This window comes from Phytobacter palmae, from assembly GCF_039409775.1.
Taxonomy (GTDB): domain Bacteria; phylum Pseudomonadota; class Gammaproteobacteria; order Enterobacterales; family Enterobacteriaceae; genus Phytobacter; species Phytobacter palmae.
The window spans coordinates 111,440-129,263 of the sequence record NZ_JBCIVJ010000008.1; the positions used below are offsets into that span (position 1 = coordinate 111,440).

General features: G+C 56.3%; 15 protein-coding genes and 1 riboswitch. Of the genes, 4 read left to right on the top strand and 11 right to left on the bottom strand.

Annotation, left to right across the window (positions count from 1 at the left end; genetic code table 11):
• Window positions 1–134: 134 nt before the first annotated feature.
• A complete protein-coding gene (locus AAIG39_RS11945; RefSeq protein ID WP_343193933.1) occupies window positions 135–1,367 on the bottom strand; it encodes an MFS transporter in 1,233 nt (410 codons plus the stop codon).
• A 279-nt stretch (window positions 1,368–1,646) separates the two neighbouring features.
• Between AAIG39_RS11945 and ybjG the strand changes: the two genes are divergently transcribed.
• A complete protein-coding gene (gene ybjG / locus AAIG39_RS11950; protein ID WP_249568616.1) occupies window positions 1,647–2,255 on the top strand; it encodes an undecaprenyl-diphosphate phosphatase in 609 nt (202 codons plus the stop codon).
• Between the two features lie 65 nt (window positions 2,256–2,320).
• Window positions 2,321–3,079: a DNA-binding transcriptional repressor DeoR gene (gene deoR, locus AAIG39_RS11955; protein WP_090087039.1), complete on the top strand. Its 759-nt coding sequence runs from the start codon at window positions 2,321–2,323 to the stop codon at window positions 3,077–3,079.
• Between the two features lie 31 nt (window positions 3,080–3,110).
• Here the strand turns inward: deoR and dacC are convergent, their stop codons facing one another.
• Window positions 3,111–4,310, bottom strand: coding sequence for a serine-type D-Ala-D-Ala carboxypeptidase (gene dacC, locus AAIG39_RS11960; protein WP_090087156.1), 1,200 nt, complete (start codon window positions 4,308–4,310; stop codon window positions 3,111–3,113).
• A gap of 229 nt (window positions 4,311–4,539) precedes the next feature.
• Between dacC and AAIG39_RS11965 the strand changes: the two genes are divergently transcribed.
• Window positions 4,540–5,166, top strand: a complete 627-nt coding sequence (locus tag AAIG39_RS11965; RefSeq protein WP_343193934.1) for a glutathione S-transferase family protein — start codon at window positions 4,540–4,542, stop codon at window positions 5,164–5,166.
• A gap of 19 nt (window positions 5,167–5,185) precedes the next feature.
• Here AAIG39_RS11965 and AAIG39_RS11970 read toward each other — a convergent pair whose 3' ends face one another.
• From AAIG39_RS11970 to AAIG39_RS12010, 9 genes are all read right to left on the bottom strand, one after another.
• Window positions 5,186–6,301, bottom strand: a complete 1,116-nt coding sequence (locus AAIG39_RS11970; protein ID WP_343193935.1) for a PQQ-dependent sugar dehydrogenase — start codon at window positions 6,299–6,301, stop codon at window positions 5,186–5,188.
• Between the two features lie 108 nt (window positions 6,302–6,409).
• On the bottom strand, window positions 6,410–6,793 hold the full coding sequence (locus AAIG39_RS11975) for a biofilm formation regulator BssR (protein WP_090087032.1): 384 nt from the start codon (window positions 6,791–6,793) through the stop codon (window positions 6,410–6,412).
• Window positions 6,794–6,902: 109 nt separating this feature from the next.
• Window positions 6,903–8,717 (bottom strand): allophanate hydrolase, encoded by a 1,815-nt coding sequence (gene atzF / locus AAIG39_RS11980; protein ID WP_343193936.1) that lies wholly within the window; start codon window positions 8,715–8,717, stop codon window positions 6,903–6,905.
• Entirely contained in the window at window positions 8,714–12,316 is a 3,603-nt protein-coding gene (gene uca / locus AAIG39_RS11985; RefSeq protein WP_343193937.1) for an urea carboxylase, read from the bottom strand. Before uca ends, atzF begins: the two co-directional genes overlap by 4 nt.
• A 177-nt stretch (window positions 12,317–12,493) precedes the next feature.
• The gene (locus AAIG39_RS11990; RefSeq protein ID WP_090087026.1) at window positions 12,494–13,126 is read right to left on the bottom strand and encodes an urea amidolyase associated protein UAAP2; all 633 of its coding nucleotides are present in this window, start codon (window positions 13,124–13,126) and stop codon (window positions 12,494–12,496) included.
• 11 nt (window positions 13,127–13,137) lie between these two features.
• Window positions 13,138–13,866 (bottom strand): urea amidolyase associated protein UAAP1, encoded by a 729-nt coding sequence (locus AAIG39_RS11995; RefSeq protein ID WP_343193938.1) that lies wholly within the window; start codon window positions 13,864–13,866, stop codon window positions 13,138–13,140.
• A 4-nt stretch (window positions 13,867–13,870) separates the two neighbouring features.
• The gene (locus tag AAIG39_RS12000) at window positions 13,871–14,647 is read right to left on the bottom strand and encodes an ABC transporter ATP-binding protein (protein ID WP_090087022.1); all 777 of its coding nucleotides are present in this window, start codon (window positions 14,645–14,647) and stop codon (window positions 13,871–13,873) included.
• Window positions 14,644–15,459 carry an ABC transporter permease gene (locus tag AAIG39_RS12005; protein WP_249568621.1) on the bottom strand — a complete coding sequence of 272 codons (816 nt, stop codon included), beginning with the start codon at window positions 15,457–15,459 and terminating at the stop codon, window positions 14,644–14,646. The genes AAIG39_RS12000 and AAIG39_RS12005 overlap by 4 nt, the downstream gene beginning before the upstream one ends.
• 22 nt (window positions 15,460–15,481) lie before the next feature.
• Window positions 15,482–16,540, bottom strand: a complete 1,059-nt coding sequence (locus tag AAIG39_RS12010) for a putative urea ABC transporter substrate-binding protein (RefSeq protein ID WP_343193939.1) — start codon at window positions 16,538–16,540, stop codon at window positions 15,482–15,484.
• Between the two features lie 58 nt (window positions 16,541–16,598).
• Window positions 16,599–16,697, bottom strand: a riboswitch (guanidine-I (ykkC/yxkD leader).
• A gap of 223 nt (window positions 16,698–16,920) precedes the next feature.
• Here AAIG39_RS12010 and AAIG39_RS12015 point away from each other — a divergent pair.
• Window positions 16,921–17,544: a glutathione S-transferase family protein gene (locus tag AAIG39_RS12015; protein ID WP_090087016.1), complete on the top strand. Its 624-nt coding sequence runs from the start codon at window positions 16,921–16,923 to the stop codon at window positions 17,542–17,544.
• Window positions 17,545–17,824: the final 280 nt, after the last annotated feature.

Below are 17,824 nucleotides of genomic sequence, written 5' to 3' on the forward strand. Positions count from 1 at the left end.
AGATATGTCGATATAATCACTGGCGGAATAACGAGTTACTCAGATTGTGGGGCACCCGAAGCCATCAGGTTCAAATGGGCGAAGGAAAATCATCCCTGGCAGATGGACGCGCTTCCCTCACCCGGCGGACAGGCTTAACCTTCAAACGAGTTTCCGACGCTTTTATCACGCAGGAAAACAACCATCAGCCCCAGCCAGAAGAGGCCATTGAGCAGATTAAAAACGCTGAACAGGCCATTTCCGCCGGCCAGATAGGCATATTTACTGACTTCGATACCGACAGTGAAAATCAGCATTTGCAGCATACCCATCGCCGCCGAAACGGCCCCTTTGCTGACCTCACTGGCAAACAGCGTCAGGCGCACCAGCCCGGCATTAGCCAGACCAATACCAAACGCATACAGGCTCAAACCTGCGGTCATCCAGAGATAAGCATGCGAGGAGACCAGCGTTGCCACGGCCGCCAGAATAAGCCCGGCTCCAATCGGCCAGCCGCCAAGGATAATCAGCGAACGCACGGTACGCCGGGAGGTCAGCCGTGCCAGCAGCAGATTCCCCAGAATCAGTGCGCCAAAAATCGGCACCTGCAACAGCCCGTATTCGTAGCTGCTGAGCTGTTCACCGCTGATGATAATGATCGGTGACTGGGCAATCCAGGCCAGCAACGGCAGGCTGACAAACCCGGTAGCCAGCGCTCCGGCGACGAAACGGATATTTTTCATCACCAGCGCATAATCGTGCCACAGGGCTTTTAACGACAGCGGTTCACCCAACCGGGTGGCGGTTTCCGGCATCGCCCGTTGCAGTCCCACAAACGCCACCGCCGCCAGCAGCGCAAAGAGGACAAACATCCCCTGCCAGGGAGCGGCATGAACCCACGCCGCCCCCACCAGCGGACCGAGCAGCGGCGCGATAAGCGCCACGTTAGCCATCAGCGCGGTAATCTTAATGCACACCGCCTCTTCAAAGGACTCCTGAATGGCCGCATAACCGACCGCGCCAATAAAGCACAGGCTGATCCCCTGCAAAAAACGCAGCAAAGTGAACTGTTCAATGTTTTGCGCCAGCAGGGTGGCCAGGCAGGTCACCACAAACCAGACCACTCCGGTCAGCATCACCGGGCGACGGCCGATACGGTCCGACAGCGGGCCCAGCAGCCACTGTAAAAACATGCCACCGGCAAGGTAGGCGGTCATTGATGTCGGCACCCACTCAATCCCGGCCTGATATTGCCCGACCACGGCCAGCATACCCGGCTGAATCATATCGTTGGCAATATAGGTTGAGAATTCGTACAGGACCAGACAAAGGGGAAATAACAGTGCCTGACGCCCCAGGCGACGGCCAGTAAGGGTATGGTTTTGCATGCAATCTCTTTTACGTAAAAAATCGCGCAGAGTGTAATCAAAGCGGCCGGTCGACGATAGCGAATTATGCTACTCGCAACCTGGAAAGCACTTTTTTCAACCTTAAGGTTGTCTTAATTATCACTGCGTACCGTGTCACATTGATGCAATAAACGGCTTAAGAATCGTCTAACTCTCCGTTAAATAAGCTGAAACGACTTTACCGTTTATCGCGCCGCTTTTAAGGTGAGCGCTGTCATCAAATATTCACATCAGCCAGAGCCCGGAGTCATAAAGAGCATGTTGGAAAATCTGAATTACACGCTGTTTGCGATGATCAACGCCACACCGGACTCCCCCGCGTGGATGATTACCGCAGCACGGTTCATCGCCAATGATTTAATCAGCATAGTGCCGCTACTTGCCGTGGCGCTATGGCTCTGGGGGCCGCGTAAACAGCTTAGCGCACAGCGCCAGTTAGTCATCAAAGTCACCATGGCAATGGCTATCAGCATGAGCCTTTCGCTATTATTGGGGCATCTCTTCCCCCATAACCGCCCATTTGTTGATCATGTCGGCTACAACTTTCTGCCCCATTCGCCGGACTACTCGTTCCCGAGCGATCACGGTACGGTGATTTTTACGTTTGCCATTGCCTTTATGGCCTGGCACCGGGCCTGGTCCGGCGCGGTGCTGATGCTGGTTGCGCTGGCGATTGCCTGGTCTCGCGTTTACGTGGGCGTACACTGGCCACTCGATATGGTTGGCGGTCTGTTTGTTGGCCTGTGTGGTTGTCTGAGCGCCCAGATACTCTGGCAGATCTTCGGCCCGGCGCTACACCGCACGTTACAGCACCTCTACCGCCTCTGTTTTGCCTTTCCGATTCGCCGGGGCTGGGTACGTGACTAAGCCCGGCGGCAAAGGTAAGATGAACGCCCTGCTAAACGCAGGGCTTTCTTTTATTCAGGGGTATTATGGAAACAAGACGTGACGAACGGATAAGCCAGTTACTGTCGGCGCTCAAGCGCAGCGATAAGCTGCATCTGAAAGAGGCCGCCGCGCTTCTGGGTGTTTCAGAAATGACGATTCGCCGCGATCTCAGCGCTAACAGCGCGCCGGTTGTGCTACTGGGCGGCTATATCGTACTTGAACCGCGCACCGCCAGCCATTATCTGCTAAGCGATCAGAAAACCCGTCTGGTAGATGAGAAGCGCCGTGCGGCTGAGTTAGCCGCGAAGCTGGTGCAGCCACATCAAATGGTGTTCTTTGACTGCGGCACCACGACCCCCTGGATTATTGAAGCCATTCCGGCGGATCTGCCGTTCACCGGGGTGTGCTACTCCCTGAATACGTTTCTGGCTCTCCAGGAAAAGCCGCTTTGCCGCGCCATCTTAAGTGGCGGCGAATTTCATGCCAGTAATGCCATTTTTCAGCCGCTCAATTTCAAAGAGACGCTGAGCTATCTGCGCCCGGATATGGCCTTTTATTCCGCCGCCGGGGTTCACATTGAGCAGGGCGTTACCTGTTTTAATCTGGAAGAGTTGCCGCTAAAGCAGTGGGCAATGGCCAGCGCGCAATTTCATGTGCTGGTGGTCGATCACAGTAAGTTTGGCAAAGTGCGTCCGGCGTGCATGGGCGATTTAAACCATTTTGACGCCATCGTCAGCGACTGCTGCCCGGACGAGGCGCTGGTTGAGTTTGCCAAAGCCGAGCAGATCAAACTGTTCTTCTGACCGTGCCCGCATGGGGCACGGTGTGGGGTTATCAGGCGAACCAGCCAAACCACTGGTGGAATTTCATCAGGACAAAGTCCCACATCCGGCCAAAGAACCCGGCCTCTTCCACCGCCTCCATCACAATAAGCGGACGCTTTTCAATGGTCTGTCCATTAAGTTGAAAATCAATGGTGCCGACAACCTGCCCCTGTTTCAGCGGCGCGGTAAGCTGCGGTTCGGTTAAGGTGTAAGAGGCTTTCAGGTTTTTCAGTTGCCCTTTTGGAATGGTGACCGAACCGGCCTCCCCCGCCCCCAGTTTCGCCTCGCTTTGCGCGCCAAACCAGACGCGTTGATTCACAAAGGTGGCGTCAGGTTTGACAGGCGTGACCGTTTCGAAGAAGCGAAAGCCCCAGGTCAGCAGTTTTTCCGACTCGTTAAAACGGATGCGGTCGGTTTTCGCCCCCAGCACTACGGAGATCAGGCGCATGTCCCCCATTGTTGCCGACGCCACCAGGTTATAACCCGCGCCATCCGTCGTCCCGGTCTTCATGCCGTCAACATTCATGCTGGTACTCCACAGCAGACGGTTGCGGTTCGGCTGACGGATTTTGTTGAAAGTGAACTCTTTCTCTTTGTGGATCGCATATTCATCCGGAACGTCGTGAATCAGCGCTTTACCGAGCAGCGCCATATCACGGGCGGTACTGAACTGCCCCGGCGCGTCCAGCCCGTGGACGGTTTTGAACGTGGTGTTGGTCAGGCCAAGTTTTTGCGAGTAGCTGTTCATCAGGCTAACGAAAGAATCCTGGCTACCCGCCACGAAATCAGCAATAGCGATACTGGCGTCGTTGCCGGACTGAATAATGACCCCTTTGTTGAGGTCAGCCACCGAGACCTGATCGCCCGGTTTGAGGAACATCAGAGAAGAGCCACGTAATGCAGGGTTGCCGGTGGCCCAGGCATCTTTACCCACCGTCACGATGTCGGTCAGGTGAATCTTGCCCGCCTTTAATGCTTGCCCGACTACATAGCTGGTCATTAATTTGGTGAGGCTGGCAGGGTCCAGCTTCTCATCGGCATTCCCTTCTGCCAGCACCTTCCCGCTGGCGTAATCCATGAGGATCCATGCGCGGGCATCAACAGGCGGAGCCTCCGGCGTTTGCTCCACTGCATACAGAGAAGGTGAAAAGAGAACGAGCAATGCGGCTCCCGCCGCCAGGCCGCGTGAAAAGAGAGAAAAATGCGTCATATAGGCCACCCAGGTATCCATTCTGAAATCAACGTCGCACCACCGTGCAGCAACAAGCCGTGAGTAATAGCGCAGAACCAGCGTGAATAAAAGCACTGAAAGGTAAAGTTTATGCAATAACATATTGTTGTGCTCTGGCGCGTGGATAATTTTGTAAATCGTTGCCAGAACGTTAACTTTATCTCAACATAGAAGGCCTCAGACAGGAGTGTAAACGCAAGGGGGTAACATGATTACGCTATGGGGCAGGAATAACTCATCCAACGTCAAAAAAGTGCGCTGGATACTCGAAGAGCTGGAACTGCCGTATGAACATATACTCGCAGGCGGCGCGTTTGGCCTGAATCGCGAAGCCGAATTTCTGGCAATGAATCCCAACGGTCTCGTGCCATTGCTGCGCGATGACGAAACCGATGTCGTCCTGTGGGAATCCAATACCATTGTTCGCTACCTGGCCGCACAGTACGGTCAACGCCGCCTGTGGAATGATGAACCTGCGGTACGCGCGCAGGGGGAAAAATGGATGGACTGGGCGCTGTCCACGCTGGCACCGAAACACGGTATTTTGCTCGTAGGCCTGGTGCGTACGCCCGTGGATAAACGCGACAATGCGGCCATCGAAGCGGGCATCAATGCCTGCGAAGCGCTGTTTGCCCTCCTTGACGACGCGCTGGCGCAACAGCCCTGGCTCTCAGGCACAGAATTCGGCCCCGGTGATATCGCCGTCGCGCCCTTTATCTACAACCTCTACAACATCGGTCTGAGCTGGACGCCACGTCCACACCTTGAGCGCTGGTACCAGGCACTGACGCAGCGCCCGGCATTTCGTGACGTGGTCATGATTCCGGTGACCTGATAAGCCTGCCCGGTGCCCCTTACCGCGCCGGGCTGACTTTCAGCAGTTCCCCGTCTGACGCATCGGTCAGCACGTACAGATAGCCATCAGGCCCGACGCGAACATCGCGAATGCGCGCCTTTCGGTCTTTGAGGATGCGTCCGTCTTCGGTAACGGTGTTGCCGTTTACGCTCATCACGATGACGTCTTCATCTTTCAGCGCACCGATAAAAAGTTTATTTTTCCACTCGGGGAAGAGATCGGCGTTATAGAACGCCATCCCGCTGATAGCCGGAGATTTTTTCCAGTAGAAGATGGGCTGCTCGGTGCCGTCGACCTTGCCGCCTTTCGCCTCGGGGATAGGCAATCCGCTGTAATTTATTCCCCAGGTCGCCAGCGGCCAGCCGTAGTTTTTCCCCTTCCCGGCAATATTGATTTCATCGCCGCCACGCGGGCCATGCTCATGCATCCACAGGGTATGACTCCACGGGTTCATCGCCATCCCCTGTGGGTTACGAAGCCCGTATGCCCAGATTTCCGGTCGTGCGCCGGGCTTGCCAACGAAGGGGTTATCCGGCGGGACGTTACCCTGGTCGGTCAGGCGAATCAGCTTGCCCTGTAGTTTGCCGAGATCTTGTGCGGTGGGGCGTTGGTTATTTTCCCCAAGCGCAATCCACAGATAGCCTTTACCGTCAAACACCATGCGCCCACCAAAGTGATTGCCGGTCGACAATTTTGGCTGCTGGCGAAACACCACCTTAAAAGCTTCAAGGTGTTTTGCATCATCGCTAAGGCGTCCATACCCTACCACCGTGCCCGCTTTACCGTCCTGCCCGGCTTCGGCATAGCTCAGCCAGACCCGACGCGACTGCGCAAAATCCGGGGCCAGTACCACATCCAGCAGCCCGCCTTGCGCATTAGCCCATACCTTCGGAATGCCGGTTATCGGATCAGAAAGGCCTTTCCCCGGCCGCCATTGCCGCAACTGCCCGCCGCGCATCGTTATCAGTATGCCCTGATCGCCGGGCAAAAAAGCCAGAGACCAGGGATGATCGAGTTTGGTTTGTAACACCTCAACCTTAACGGGGGCGGGTGCCGCCATGACAGAGGCAGAAAGGAATATCGCAGGAATAACAAACGCGGCGGAACGATGCATGACGCACTCCTTTATTCATGGTGTGCATAAAGGGTAGCCAGCACGGCCAGGGGAAAGAGGATTTTTACAAAAGCTTAAAAAGAAAGGGGGGAGTGGCCTCCCCCGCGTTTAGATTTCGGCGAGCGGTACATGTTCGCAAAGATACTTGATACTGAAATTAAGCACATTAAAGGCTTTTTCCAGTTTCTCGACATTCACCGCTATATAGGTTGGGCAATCCTGACGCCCGCTTAACAGGCAAACTGCCACGGAGGAGATAGCCTCTTCCGCACGATACAAAGCACCTCGGGTATCGGCATCCTGCAAGGTATTCAATTGCACACCGTTATCGCGTATTTCCCTGGCAAGATCGAAGAAGTGCTCGCGTAATTGATCGTTTTCGCTGACGGACATATACCCTTTCGCTTTTCGCATCTGGATATAAATCGCAAGATCAGCTCTGGCATCAACCAGTTTGTCCAACAGACGTTGTGTAAGTTCGTCAACGGTCATACGTCCCCCCCCCTTGTCAGCCATCAGGTACAACTTATAGTATGGCTGTTTTTTGAGCGAAAGCATGCGCAACGTCAATTATTAACCGCTGACGAAACTTCTTTACACTTTAGAGCTGCTTAACAATCTCCCGGCTGGCAAGCCATGCGCGCCAGCCGCCATATTCCGTGATGTCCGTTGCGCCCTCTAATCCATTATTTTCACAAATGAATCCAGTCAGCCACTGGCCCTGTTCGAGTTCCACTTTGCCTAACCCCAGCGGCGCCGGGATACCTGCGAGAAACGATCCCAGCTCGCTGGACGGTAGCGCCCACACCTCAACGGCAATAGCCCTGCCGCCTTCGGCGACGCGAACCATACCAGGACGTTTGCCATCCGCCAGCGCATAGAGGCGATAGGCCGGTGCGCTCAGTGCGGCCTCCACCAGATATCCCTGACGCTGACGCAATTGATAATTGAGCGCCAGACCGTCCAGATGCGCACCGCAGACCACCACTTTTACCCGATCATTTGCGGCGGCATGCGCAGGGATATCGGCTTCAATGGTATTGCCCCCAGGCAAGTTCAGCGGCTTTTGACGCTGCAATGCATCCGCCACACTCAACAGATACTGATCGGTAAAGGCGCGGCCAAACAGAGTCACGCCGGAAGGTAATCCACTGGACATAAACCCGACCGGAACAGCGACGGCAGCATAATCGAGCAGGTTCATGAAATTGGTGTAATACCCGAGATCAGAGTTGCGCTTCACCGGCTCATCGCGCAGTTCGGCCAGCGTTACCGGGCGCGGATAGGTCGGTGTCAGTACGCAATCCAGGCCGTTGAGTAAGGCATCGCATTGCCGTTTATAGCCCTGCAACCGATAGAGACCGTCGAAAGCGCTGACGGCATCGGTGGTCGGGGCTTTTTGCAGAACATCGCGGATAACGGGCAGTACCGCATCCGGCTGCTGTTCAATCAGTTGACCTGCCACATGGTAGCGCTCTGCCACCCAGGGTCCTTCATAAAGCAGTTTTGCCGCTGCCAGGAAGGGGGTGAAATCAAGCTCAACCGGTATACCGCCCAGCGCTTCAAGCTGCGCTTTAGCCTGATAAAACAGTGCCTCACTCTCGGCACAACCCAGAAACTCCAGCTTATCCGGCACGCCAAAACGGAACCCGGCCTGCGGCACGCCAAACGCCTGCTTGCTGTTCCATAGCGGGTTGTGGCGGCTGTAATCATCATTCGGATCCTGGACTGCGGTCAATGCCAGCAAAGTGCTGGCCTCAGCGGCTGTGGCAGTAAAGAAGGTGACACAATCCAGCGTCCGGCATGCAGGCACAACGCCCGCCGTTGAAATTAGCCCTTTGGTGGCTTTGAGCCCCACCAGATTGTTCAGGGATGCGGGGACGCGCCCGCTGCCAGCGGTGTCGGTGCCTAATGAAAAACTGGCGACGCCCAGCGCTACTGCCAGCGACGACCCGGCGCTGGAACCGCCCGACGGATACTCAGGATGTACGCTATTGCGACAGGCGCCGTAGGGCGAGCGGGTGCCGTTCAGACCGGTGGCAAACTGATCGAGGTTGGTCTTACCCACGGGAATGGCCCCCAGGGCAATCAACTGCCGTACGAGGGTGGCATCCTGTCCGGCCATATACGCAAATGCCGGGCAGGCTGCCGTGGTAGGGACGCCAGCAAGATCGATATTATCTTTGATGGCGAACGGAATACCGTACAGCGGCAGGTCATCCGGCTGATGCTGTTCCAGCGCAGTCAGATAGGGCTCCAGCTCAGCTTCATTCAGAATATGAATGAACAGATGAAATTCCGGGTTTAGCGCAATCGCCCGTTCGCGCAATTGCGTGATGAGCGCACGCGGCGTTATCTCACCGCTACGATAGCGTTTCGCCAGTGTATTGAGGCGCAAATCAAAGGCCTGTGTCATTGTGCTTTCTCCATCACCACTACGCATTGCCCGGCGCGCACGGAGGTTCCCGGCTGCACCCGTACCTGACTGACCACGCCGTCATGCGGCGCGGTTAAGGGAATTTCCATCTTCATCGACTCCAGCACCACCAGCACCTGCCCCTCTTTCACCACGCTGCCTGGTGACACATTGACCTGCCAGAGGTTGCCGAAAACCGGGCTGTCAACGCCCCTTTCACCGCCCCTGAGCGGGGCATCATCCCCGTCGTCGGCCATCACGTCACTGCTGTCAAAATGGGCCTGGCCGCTGGCAATCCAGCGATCGCGCTCGGCGGCAAACGCCTGCTGTTGATGGGTGCGGTATTCCGCAATGCTCTGCACTTCATCGGCGAGAAACTGTTGATATTCCGCCAGGCGCAGCGTGGTCTGTTCGATGCGCAGCGGATAGCGTCCAAGCGGGAAGTCCCGGCGGATGGTAAGCAGTTCATCGGCAGAGACCGGATAAAAGCGGATCTGATCGAAAAAGCGCAGCAGCCACGGCTTGCCGTCAAAATCGGCTACATCGCGATAGCGGTTCCACATTTGCAGGGTGCGGCCCACAAACTGATATCCCCCGGGCCCTTCCATGCCATACACACAGAGATATGCGCCGCCAATACCGACGGAGTTTTCCGCCGTCCAGGTACGCGCCGGGTTGTATTTGGTCGTCACCAGACGGTGGCGCGGGTCGAGCGGTGTCGCCACCGGCGCGCCAAGATAAACATCTCCCAGCCCCATCACCAGATAACGGGCATCAAAGACGGTTTTGTAGACCTCGTCGATATTTTCCAGATCGTTAATCCGGCGGATAAATTCGAGGTTGCTCGGACACCATGGCGCGTCGCGGCGCACAGTGGTCATATATTTTTCAATCGCCTTCTGACAGGCCGGGTCATCCCAGGAGAGCGGCAACCAGACCACACGCGACGGCACATCCAGATCCTCACGCTGGCAGACATCCGCCCACAGCGCCTCAATCATGGATAGCAGGCGGCTCAGCGCCAGGGTTTCCGGCTGGTAATGTACCTGTAACGAACGAATACCCGGCGTCAGGTCGATTACCCCGTCCAACGCCCGGGACGTCAGCGCCTGCATCAGGGCGTGGCCGCGAAAACGCAGTACCAGGTCGAGCTCCGGCTCGCCAATTTCCAGCAGTAAGTGGGTATCGCCAGAAAGACGCGCCACCAGTCGTTTATCCCCTTCTCCGGTCTCCAGCACCACCGGCGAGGCCAGCTCGGCAGGATGCCAGTTGAAGGCCACAGGCTGCAGGGTTTCCACCTCCTGACGACTGGCCTGCGCCAGCAGCCGGGCCGTTGCCACATCCACCGGAACGAAACGCACGTTGTCGCCCGCTTTCAGTTGCCCAAGCTGGTGCAGGTCGGCTTCGATAACCGTCACCGGGCAGACAAAGCCGCCGAGGCTTGGGCCGTCAGGGCCGAGGATAACCGGCATATCTCCGGTGAAATCCACCGCGCCAATCGCATACGGGTTGTCATGGATATTGGACGGGTGCAGCCCCGCTTCCCCTCCACTCTCACGTACCCACTCCGGCTTCGGCCCAATCAGGCGGATCCCGGTGCGGCTGGAGTTAAAGTGCACTTCCCAGTCAGTGGCAAAAAAGGTGTTGATATACTCGCGGGTGAAATATTCCGGCGCCCCGTGCGGCCCATAGATCACGCGCAGTTCACGCACTGCGGGCAGTGTGGTGCGCAACGCCTGCGTGAGTACCGCACCGCTTGCACGATCGACCAGAGGATTGAGATGCAGCACATCGCCGGTACGCAGCGCACGCCCGGCGTGACCGCCAAACTGCCCGAGGGTGAAGGTGCTTTTGCTGCCAAGGTAATCCGGCACATTAATGCCGCCGCGCAGGCAAAGATAGCTACGCACGCCGGCCTCGCTCACCTCGCCCAGACGCAGCGTGCTGCCTGCCGGGATGGTAAAGACGCTGTTCATGGCGACATCGTCACCCTCAAGGGTGATGCTAATCGCCGCGCCGGTCACCACCGCCACGGCGTCGGTATTAAATTTCAGCGTCGGACCGGTGAGGGTGATCTCCAGCGCGGCATCGGTTACGGCATTCCCCAATAACGCATTACCCAGGCGCAGCGCACGGTCATCCATCGGGCCGGACGGCGGCACACCTACCGCCCAGTAGCCCTGACGACCGGGATAATCCTGTACCGTGGTTTGAGTTCCGGCGCTCAATACCTCAAGAGTGGTGGCCTCGTAGCGCAACCCTTCCAGGCAACGCGTCCAGGGCTCGCCATGCGCAAACGGGGAGAAGGCTAAAATCTGGCGCAGGTACTGGCGGTTGGTCTCCACGCCGTAAAGACGGGTCGCCTCCAGTGCAGCATCCAGTCGGGTAATCGCCTGCTCACGCGTTGGCTGCCAGGTGATGATTTTCGCCAGCATCGGATCAAAGAACGGCGGCACTTCGCAGCCGGCTTCCACCCAACTGTCAATGCGCAGCGTGTGGCGATCGTCGGGAGGAAATGCCACCTCGGTCAGCAGCCCCGGCGACGGCTGGAACTGGCGGCCCGGATCTTCGGCATAGAGGCGCGCCTGTACGGCATGCCCCTGCGGCGTAAGCCCGGCAACCAGTTCAGTCAGCGGTGGAAGATCGCCTGCGGCCAGTTCAATCATCCAGCGCACCAGATCCACCCCCCAGACCTGCTCGGTGACGCCATGCTCCACCTGCAAACGGGTATTCACTTCGAGGAAGTAAAAGCGTTCTGCGTTGCTGTCATAGACAAATTCGACGGTTCCGGCGCTGCGGTATTTCACCGCTTTACCCAGTTTGATGGCCGCCGCACACAGCGCCGCTTCCATGCCATCCGGCAGATTCGGCGCGGGCGTCTCTTCCAGCACCTTCTGGTTACGGCGTTGTACCGAACAGTCGCGCACGCCCAGGGCAATCACCTCTCCCTCGCCATCGCCAAAAATTTGCACTTCCAGATGACGCGCGCGCTCGATGTACTTCTCGATAAAGACGCCCGCATCGCTAAAGTTGTTTTTGCCCAGCCGCACTACTGCGTCAAAGGCGTCGGCCAGTTCATCGGCGCTGTAACATACCCGCATCCCGATACCGCCGCCTCCCGCAGTGCTTTTCAGCATCACCGGAAAGCCCACCTGTGCGGCAGCGTGCTGCGCCTCAGCGAGGTTAGCCAACAGCTCTGTGCCTTCCAGCATCGGTACGCCATGGGTTTTTGCCAGCGCACGGGCCGTGTGTTTTAAGCCAAAGACCCGCAGTTGTTCCGGAGTCGGACCCACAAATGCAATCCCTGCTGCTTCGCAGGCTTCGGCAAAGGCCGCGTTCTCCGAAAGAAAACCGTAGCCAGGATGAATCGCCTGCGCGCCGCTCTTGCGGGCCGCAGCGATAATTTTCTCGCTGACCAGATAGGTCTGTGCCGCCGGGCCGTCGCCCAGGCTAATGGCTTCATCGGCATCACGAATATGCAGACTGCTGGCGTCGGCCTCAGACCAGACAGCAACACCGGTGACATTGAGTGTGCGTAAGGTGCGCAGGATACGGCAGGCAATCGCACCACGGTTAGCGATAAGGAGTTTCGTAAACATAGTCATGACTCAATCGTGGCGGGTCGTCCCGCCGAAATTCGGCTCGCCTTATGGCCGTCCATAAGGGGCTGGTCGTTTACGGACGCGGTGGTGTCTCGCGCGTCTGAGTGAGAGGTAAACGGTTGGCACGCACCTCAAACAGACGGTAAATCAGACGGCGCAAACGCGCACAGCGTGTCAGTTCCATACCAGTACCTCTGCCGGGGTCGGGTTCCAGCCATTGCACGGGTTATTAAGCTGGGGGCAGTTGGAGATGAGCACGATGACGTTGCATTCGGCGCGCAGTTCAACGTATTTCCCTGGCGCAGAGATACCATCTTCGAAAGTCAGTCCGCCCTGTGGGGTCACCGGGACGTTCATAAAGAAGTTGATGTTGGCGCCAATATCACGCTTATGCAGACGCCCATCGTGAAGGCAGGCGCAGAGGAAATTATCGCGACAGCTATGCATATGGCGTTTATCCAGCGCATAACGCACGGTGTTGCTCTCCTGGGCGCACGCGCCGCCGAGGGTGTCATGGCGGCCACAGGTATCGGCGACAATCGTCAGCAACGGGTTACCCATATTGGACCAGAGCACACTGCCTGTGGTCAGATATGCATTGCCCTGGCGGCGCAACGTACGCTGCGGATCGTAGCGCTCACGGCTATTGTCGGCGTTATAAAATAGCGTATCCACGGCCTGGTTCCCTTCCAGATCCAGCAAACGCAGGGTCTGGCCCTTTTTTACTTCAAACAGATACGGTTCCCCTGCCGGGATCACATGGCGAAAAACGGCCTCGTCGGGATGCTTCTGGCTGGTGATATTCATCGTGCGGCTCCTTACAGGGCAAATAAGCGAGTGTTGGTAAAGGCACGCTCGTTTTCCGGGCGCGTCATCAAAGCCCCGATAGCAGCGTTTTCGTCTGTCGCCTGCCGCCAGGTCAGCTGTACCGGGCGCGGCGCATAGTCTGCGGCGGGGTCCATGGGATGTTGCAGTGCGGTAAGCACCACCAGCACGTCCATTGGCGCAAACAATTCAACGTAGCTGCCGGTCTTCGACGCACCGCTATGGAAGGTAAAAGCGCCCTGCTCATCCACCGTGACTTTGCTAAAGAAGTTCACCACCATCAGCAGGTCTTCGAGGTTCAGATCCCACTTGCCCATCTCAATGAGCAGATTGTCGGTACCGTTGCGGTAAAAGCCGTTACGTAAATCCTGATAACGTCCCTGACCGTATTTCTCCTTCACTTCGGCGGCATTCAGCACACCGCCAAACGGGTCATGCCAGCCGCAGGTGTCGGCGATAATCCCCGCCAGCACTCGGCCCATATCAGAGTAAAAACAGTGGCCTGCCGTCAGACGCGCGGTATGCTGGCCTTTTAAGGTATCGGGCAGGTTCAGACGTTCGCTCTTTTCATGCGGATTAAGCATCATCAGGCTGACGTTTGCCCCACCTTCGATGTCGGTCATGCGCAGGATCTGCCCACGCTTGAGAATAAAGGAGAGAGTGCCGCCGCCTGGCAGCGTCTCTTCACGCAGGACAGATGTTTCTTTATCTAATAAAGCCATTAAGTTAACTCCTTAATGCGTAGACGTTATCGGGCTGCGGGTTGGTCATTTCCGCCAGCCGCGCTTCATTGAGCGGAATGTCATAAGTAATGCGCGCGCCGTATGCGTTGGGTTCGTGGGGGTCGATACGCACCTTGTCAAAAACCAGCAGCCGGGTGCCGAGGTTAAAGCCCTCGGAGAGATCGTGGGTGACCATAAAGACGGTCATCCGGGTTTCGCCCCACAGTTGCAGCAACAGGGCGTGCATATCTTTGCGAATGCCAGGGTCGAGCGCGCCAAATGGCTCATCAAGCAACAACACGCGCGGTTGCATAATGAATGCCTGGGCAATAGCGAGACGCTGCTGCATACCGCCAGAGAGCTGAGCGGGGTATTTTTCCAGCGCCTGTCCAAGGCCCACTTTTTGCAACATCCATACGGCACGGTCTCTCGCTTCACGCTTACTGGCACCAAAAAGACGCCCCAGCAAGCGCGCATTCGGTAGCTCCAGGCCAATGGTGACGTTGTCGAGCACACTTAAATGAGGAAAGACCGAGTAACGCTGGAAGACCACCCCACGGCTGCGGTCCGGCTCAGCCTGTAACGGCTTGCCATCAAGCAAAATGGTGCCGCGACTTGGCGCTTCCTGGCCCAGCAACAGACGCAGGAACGTGGACTTCCCGCAACCGGATGCGCCTACCATCGAGCAAAATTCCCCGGCATTGACCCGCAGGTTGAGGCGTTCGAGCACCACATGTGCGCCATATTCCTGCCAGATATTGTTGATTTCGATAAAACTCATGCCTTCCCTCCTTCCGCCCAGGGAAAACAGGTTTTATGCAACTGACGCAGACCAAGATCCATTAGCCATGCCAGCAACGTTATCCACACCACATAAGGGATGATGACATCCATCGCCATATAGCGGCGCACCAGAAAAATGCGATACCCCAGCCCTGCCGTCGAGGAGATGGCCTCTGCCGAAATAAGGAACAGCCAGGCCGATCCCAGCAGCAGGCGCAGGGAGGTCAGCAGGCGGGAGAGAAGCTGCGGCAGTACGACCCGCAGCACCAGCGTCCAGCTTGATGCCCCCAGCGTTTGCGCCTTGATCAGGATTTCCGGCGGAATTTCACAGGCCCGGTGTTCAAGATCGCGGGCCAGCATCGGGGTGATGCCAATAACAATCAGCATCACTTTCGACAGCTCATCCAGCCCGAAGACGATGAATAACACCGGCAGGATTGCCAGCGGCGGGATCATCGACAGCACGGTCATCAGCGGAGAGAGCGAGGCACGCCACATCGGAAAAACCCCGGCGGTAATGCCCAGACACAGGCCAATCAGCGAGGCAATCGCCAGCCCCGTCAACAGGCGCGCCAGACTAACCAGCGTATCCATCCAGAAAAGGTAGTCGCCGCTGCGTTTATCCGGGGTGAACGCCATACGCGAAATTGCGTCCAGCATCTGCTGCATACCAGGCAGCAGCTTATCCTGCGGGTTGGCCTCCAGCCGCACCGCAGAGCCCAGAAAGTACGCCGCCAGCAAAATGACGAAAGGCAGCAGAACAAGCGTCAAACGCATGCCCCGGGTCGGATGGCGGTTAATGTGTCGCATGGCGTCAGTTCCTGTCATTGACTCAAAGCTTGCCGTCGGCGGCCATCTTCACGAAGCTGTCGTCAAAGCGCAGCTTCACGTTGGCGGCATCCCCGGCAGAAATGTTGCCCGGAAAGACCATGCCGATAAAATCCGCACTCTGTGCGCCGTCGCCAAGCAATCCTTTTTCAAAAGAGAACGTCGCAACGCGCTGCATGGTTTTCGGTAAATCAGGCGAGCTGATAAACGCCAGATTATCTGCGGGGGTATAGAAGAGATGGGTGGTTTTAAGCTGTGCCTGGTAGCCCGCAAGATCGGTACCGGACGCCGCCGCCATGGCGCTCAGCGCCTCTTTATTCTGCGCCTTCATCTGCGCCAGCATTTCGTACCACGCCCCGGTCAGGGCTTTACCCAGCGCCGGGTTATCTTTCAGGGTCTGCGTATTAACCACCATCATGTCGATAAGCTCACCAGGTACCTGTGAGGAGCTAAAGACTTCGGTGGTTTTCGGCGTGCCTTTGATAACCGACAGTTGCGGATTCCAGGCAACAGCCGCCTGCACTTTGGGGGTAGCGAAGGCAGAGACGATATCGGCATCAGAGGTGTTCACCACGGTGACATCTTTTTCCGCCAGACCGGCTTTCTCCAGGCCGCGCACCAGCAGATAGTGGGAAACGGACAATTCAGGCAGATAGATCTCCTGTCCTTTCAGGTCCTTAAGGGTTTTGCCCTCGCCTTTCATCACCACGCCGTCGTTGCCTTCGGAGTAGCTGCCGAGAATCAGCGCGGTACTATCCACGCCGCCCGCCGCCGGAATGGTCAGCGCATCCATGTTAGTCATGGTGCAGCCATCAAACTGGCCTGCGGTATACTGATTAATCGATTCGATATAGTCGTTGAGCTGTACGATATTGATTTTAATACCGTATTTATCTGCCCATTTATCAATGATTTTGCTGTTACTGATGGTGCCCCACGGCATCCAGCCTGCATAGATTGTCCAGCAGACATTGAACTCTTTCTTAACGGCGGCAAAAGTTGGGAGAGTGGTCAGCATGACCAGCGACAGCACGAGAGAGCGGAGTAATGGAGATTTCTTCATTATTGACCTCTGATTGGTACAAAAAAAAGGGGGCAGCGCGACACCCACTGGTGCTGCTGTCTCCCGGGTTTTTGTCCCGCCGTGTAACCTCTCAGAGGTCGCCAGCTCTTGGACCAGACATCCGCCTTGGCGAACCGGAACCCTAGCCAGCTATTTGTCAAATTGTGTGTTGCACTGCGCTAGCGTTACTGCAAGCACTGTGCCAGGTTGCGATTAATGACATTTCAGTAACTTAGCGATAACTCATGGCAAACACTCCCATTTTGGTGAACCAGAATGAGGCAGCGCACCATGCTGGTGCTTCACGGCTATGTAGCCATATGATGAGTTGCTGGTGTATTGTTTTTAAACGATTAATCTCGCAAAGGGTGATTCGCGTCATGCTGAAAATACTGGGTAAAACATCTTCAATTAACGTGCGTAAAGTGTTGTGGACCTGCGAGGAAGCAGGGCTTGCGTATTCACAGGAAGACTATGGCAGCGGCTTTGCCTCGACACAGACGGAGGCCTTTCGGGCAATGAACCCGAATGCGATGGTGCCTGTACTGATTGATGATGATTTTATTCTTTGGGAATCCAACTCCATATGCCGTTATCTGGCGCGTAAAGCGGGCCGCGACGATCTGCTTCCAGGCGAACCGCGAGCTTGCGCGAATGTGGAGCACTGGATGGACTGGCAGGCCACCGACTTTAATAGCGCATGGCGCTACGTTTTTCCGGCTCTGGTGCGTAAAAACCCTGACTACAACGACAAGAACGCGATTGCTGCCGGTATTAAGGAGTGGAATCACTGCATCGGTATTCTCGACCAACAGTTGCAACGCACGGGCGCCTGGACTGCCGGGGAGACCTTTACCCTTGCTGATATTGTGCTGGGATTGTCGGTAAATCGCTGGAAGATGACGCCATTTGAACACCCGGATTTCCCGGCAGTGAACGCATGGTTTGAACGTTTAAATCTGCGCCCTGCGTTTCTGCGCTATGGAAATAACGGTACCCCGTGATCGATCCCGCTATCCCGCTATAGAGAAAAACCCCCATAAGCATGAAATCCAGGATCTACTCATGGGGGCATGCAAATGCATGATGCGTTACGCCGCCACTATTTCACACAGACGCAGCGGCATAAATAATACTCTGTCTGATTTTCATACAATGGTGATAGGCATCACAGCGCACATTTAGCCAAAATTAAGCGATAAAGATTGCTGACACGCAATCATTAGCAAGCTATTATTTAGATCGAAAATCATTATGTTTCTTGTAATTCCCGTGTTGTATATA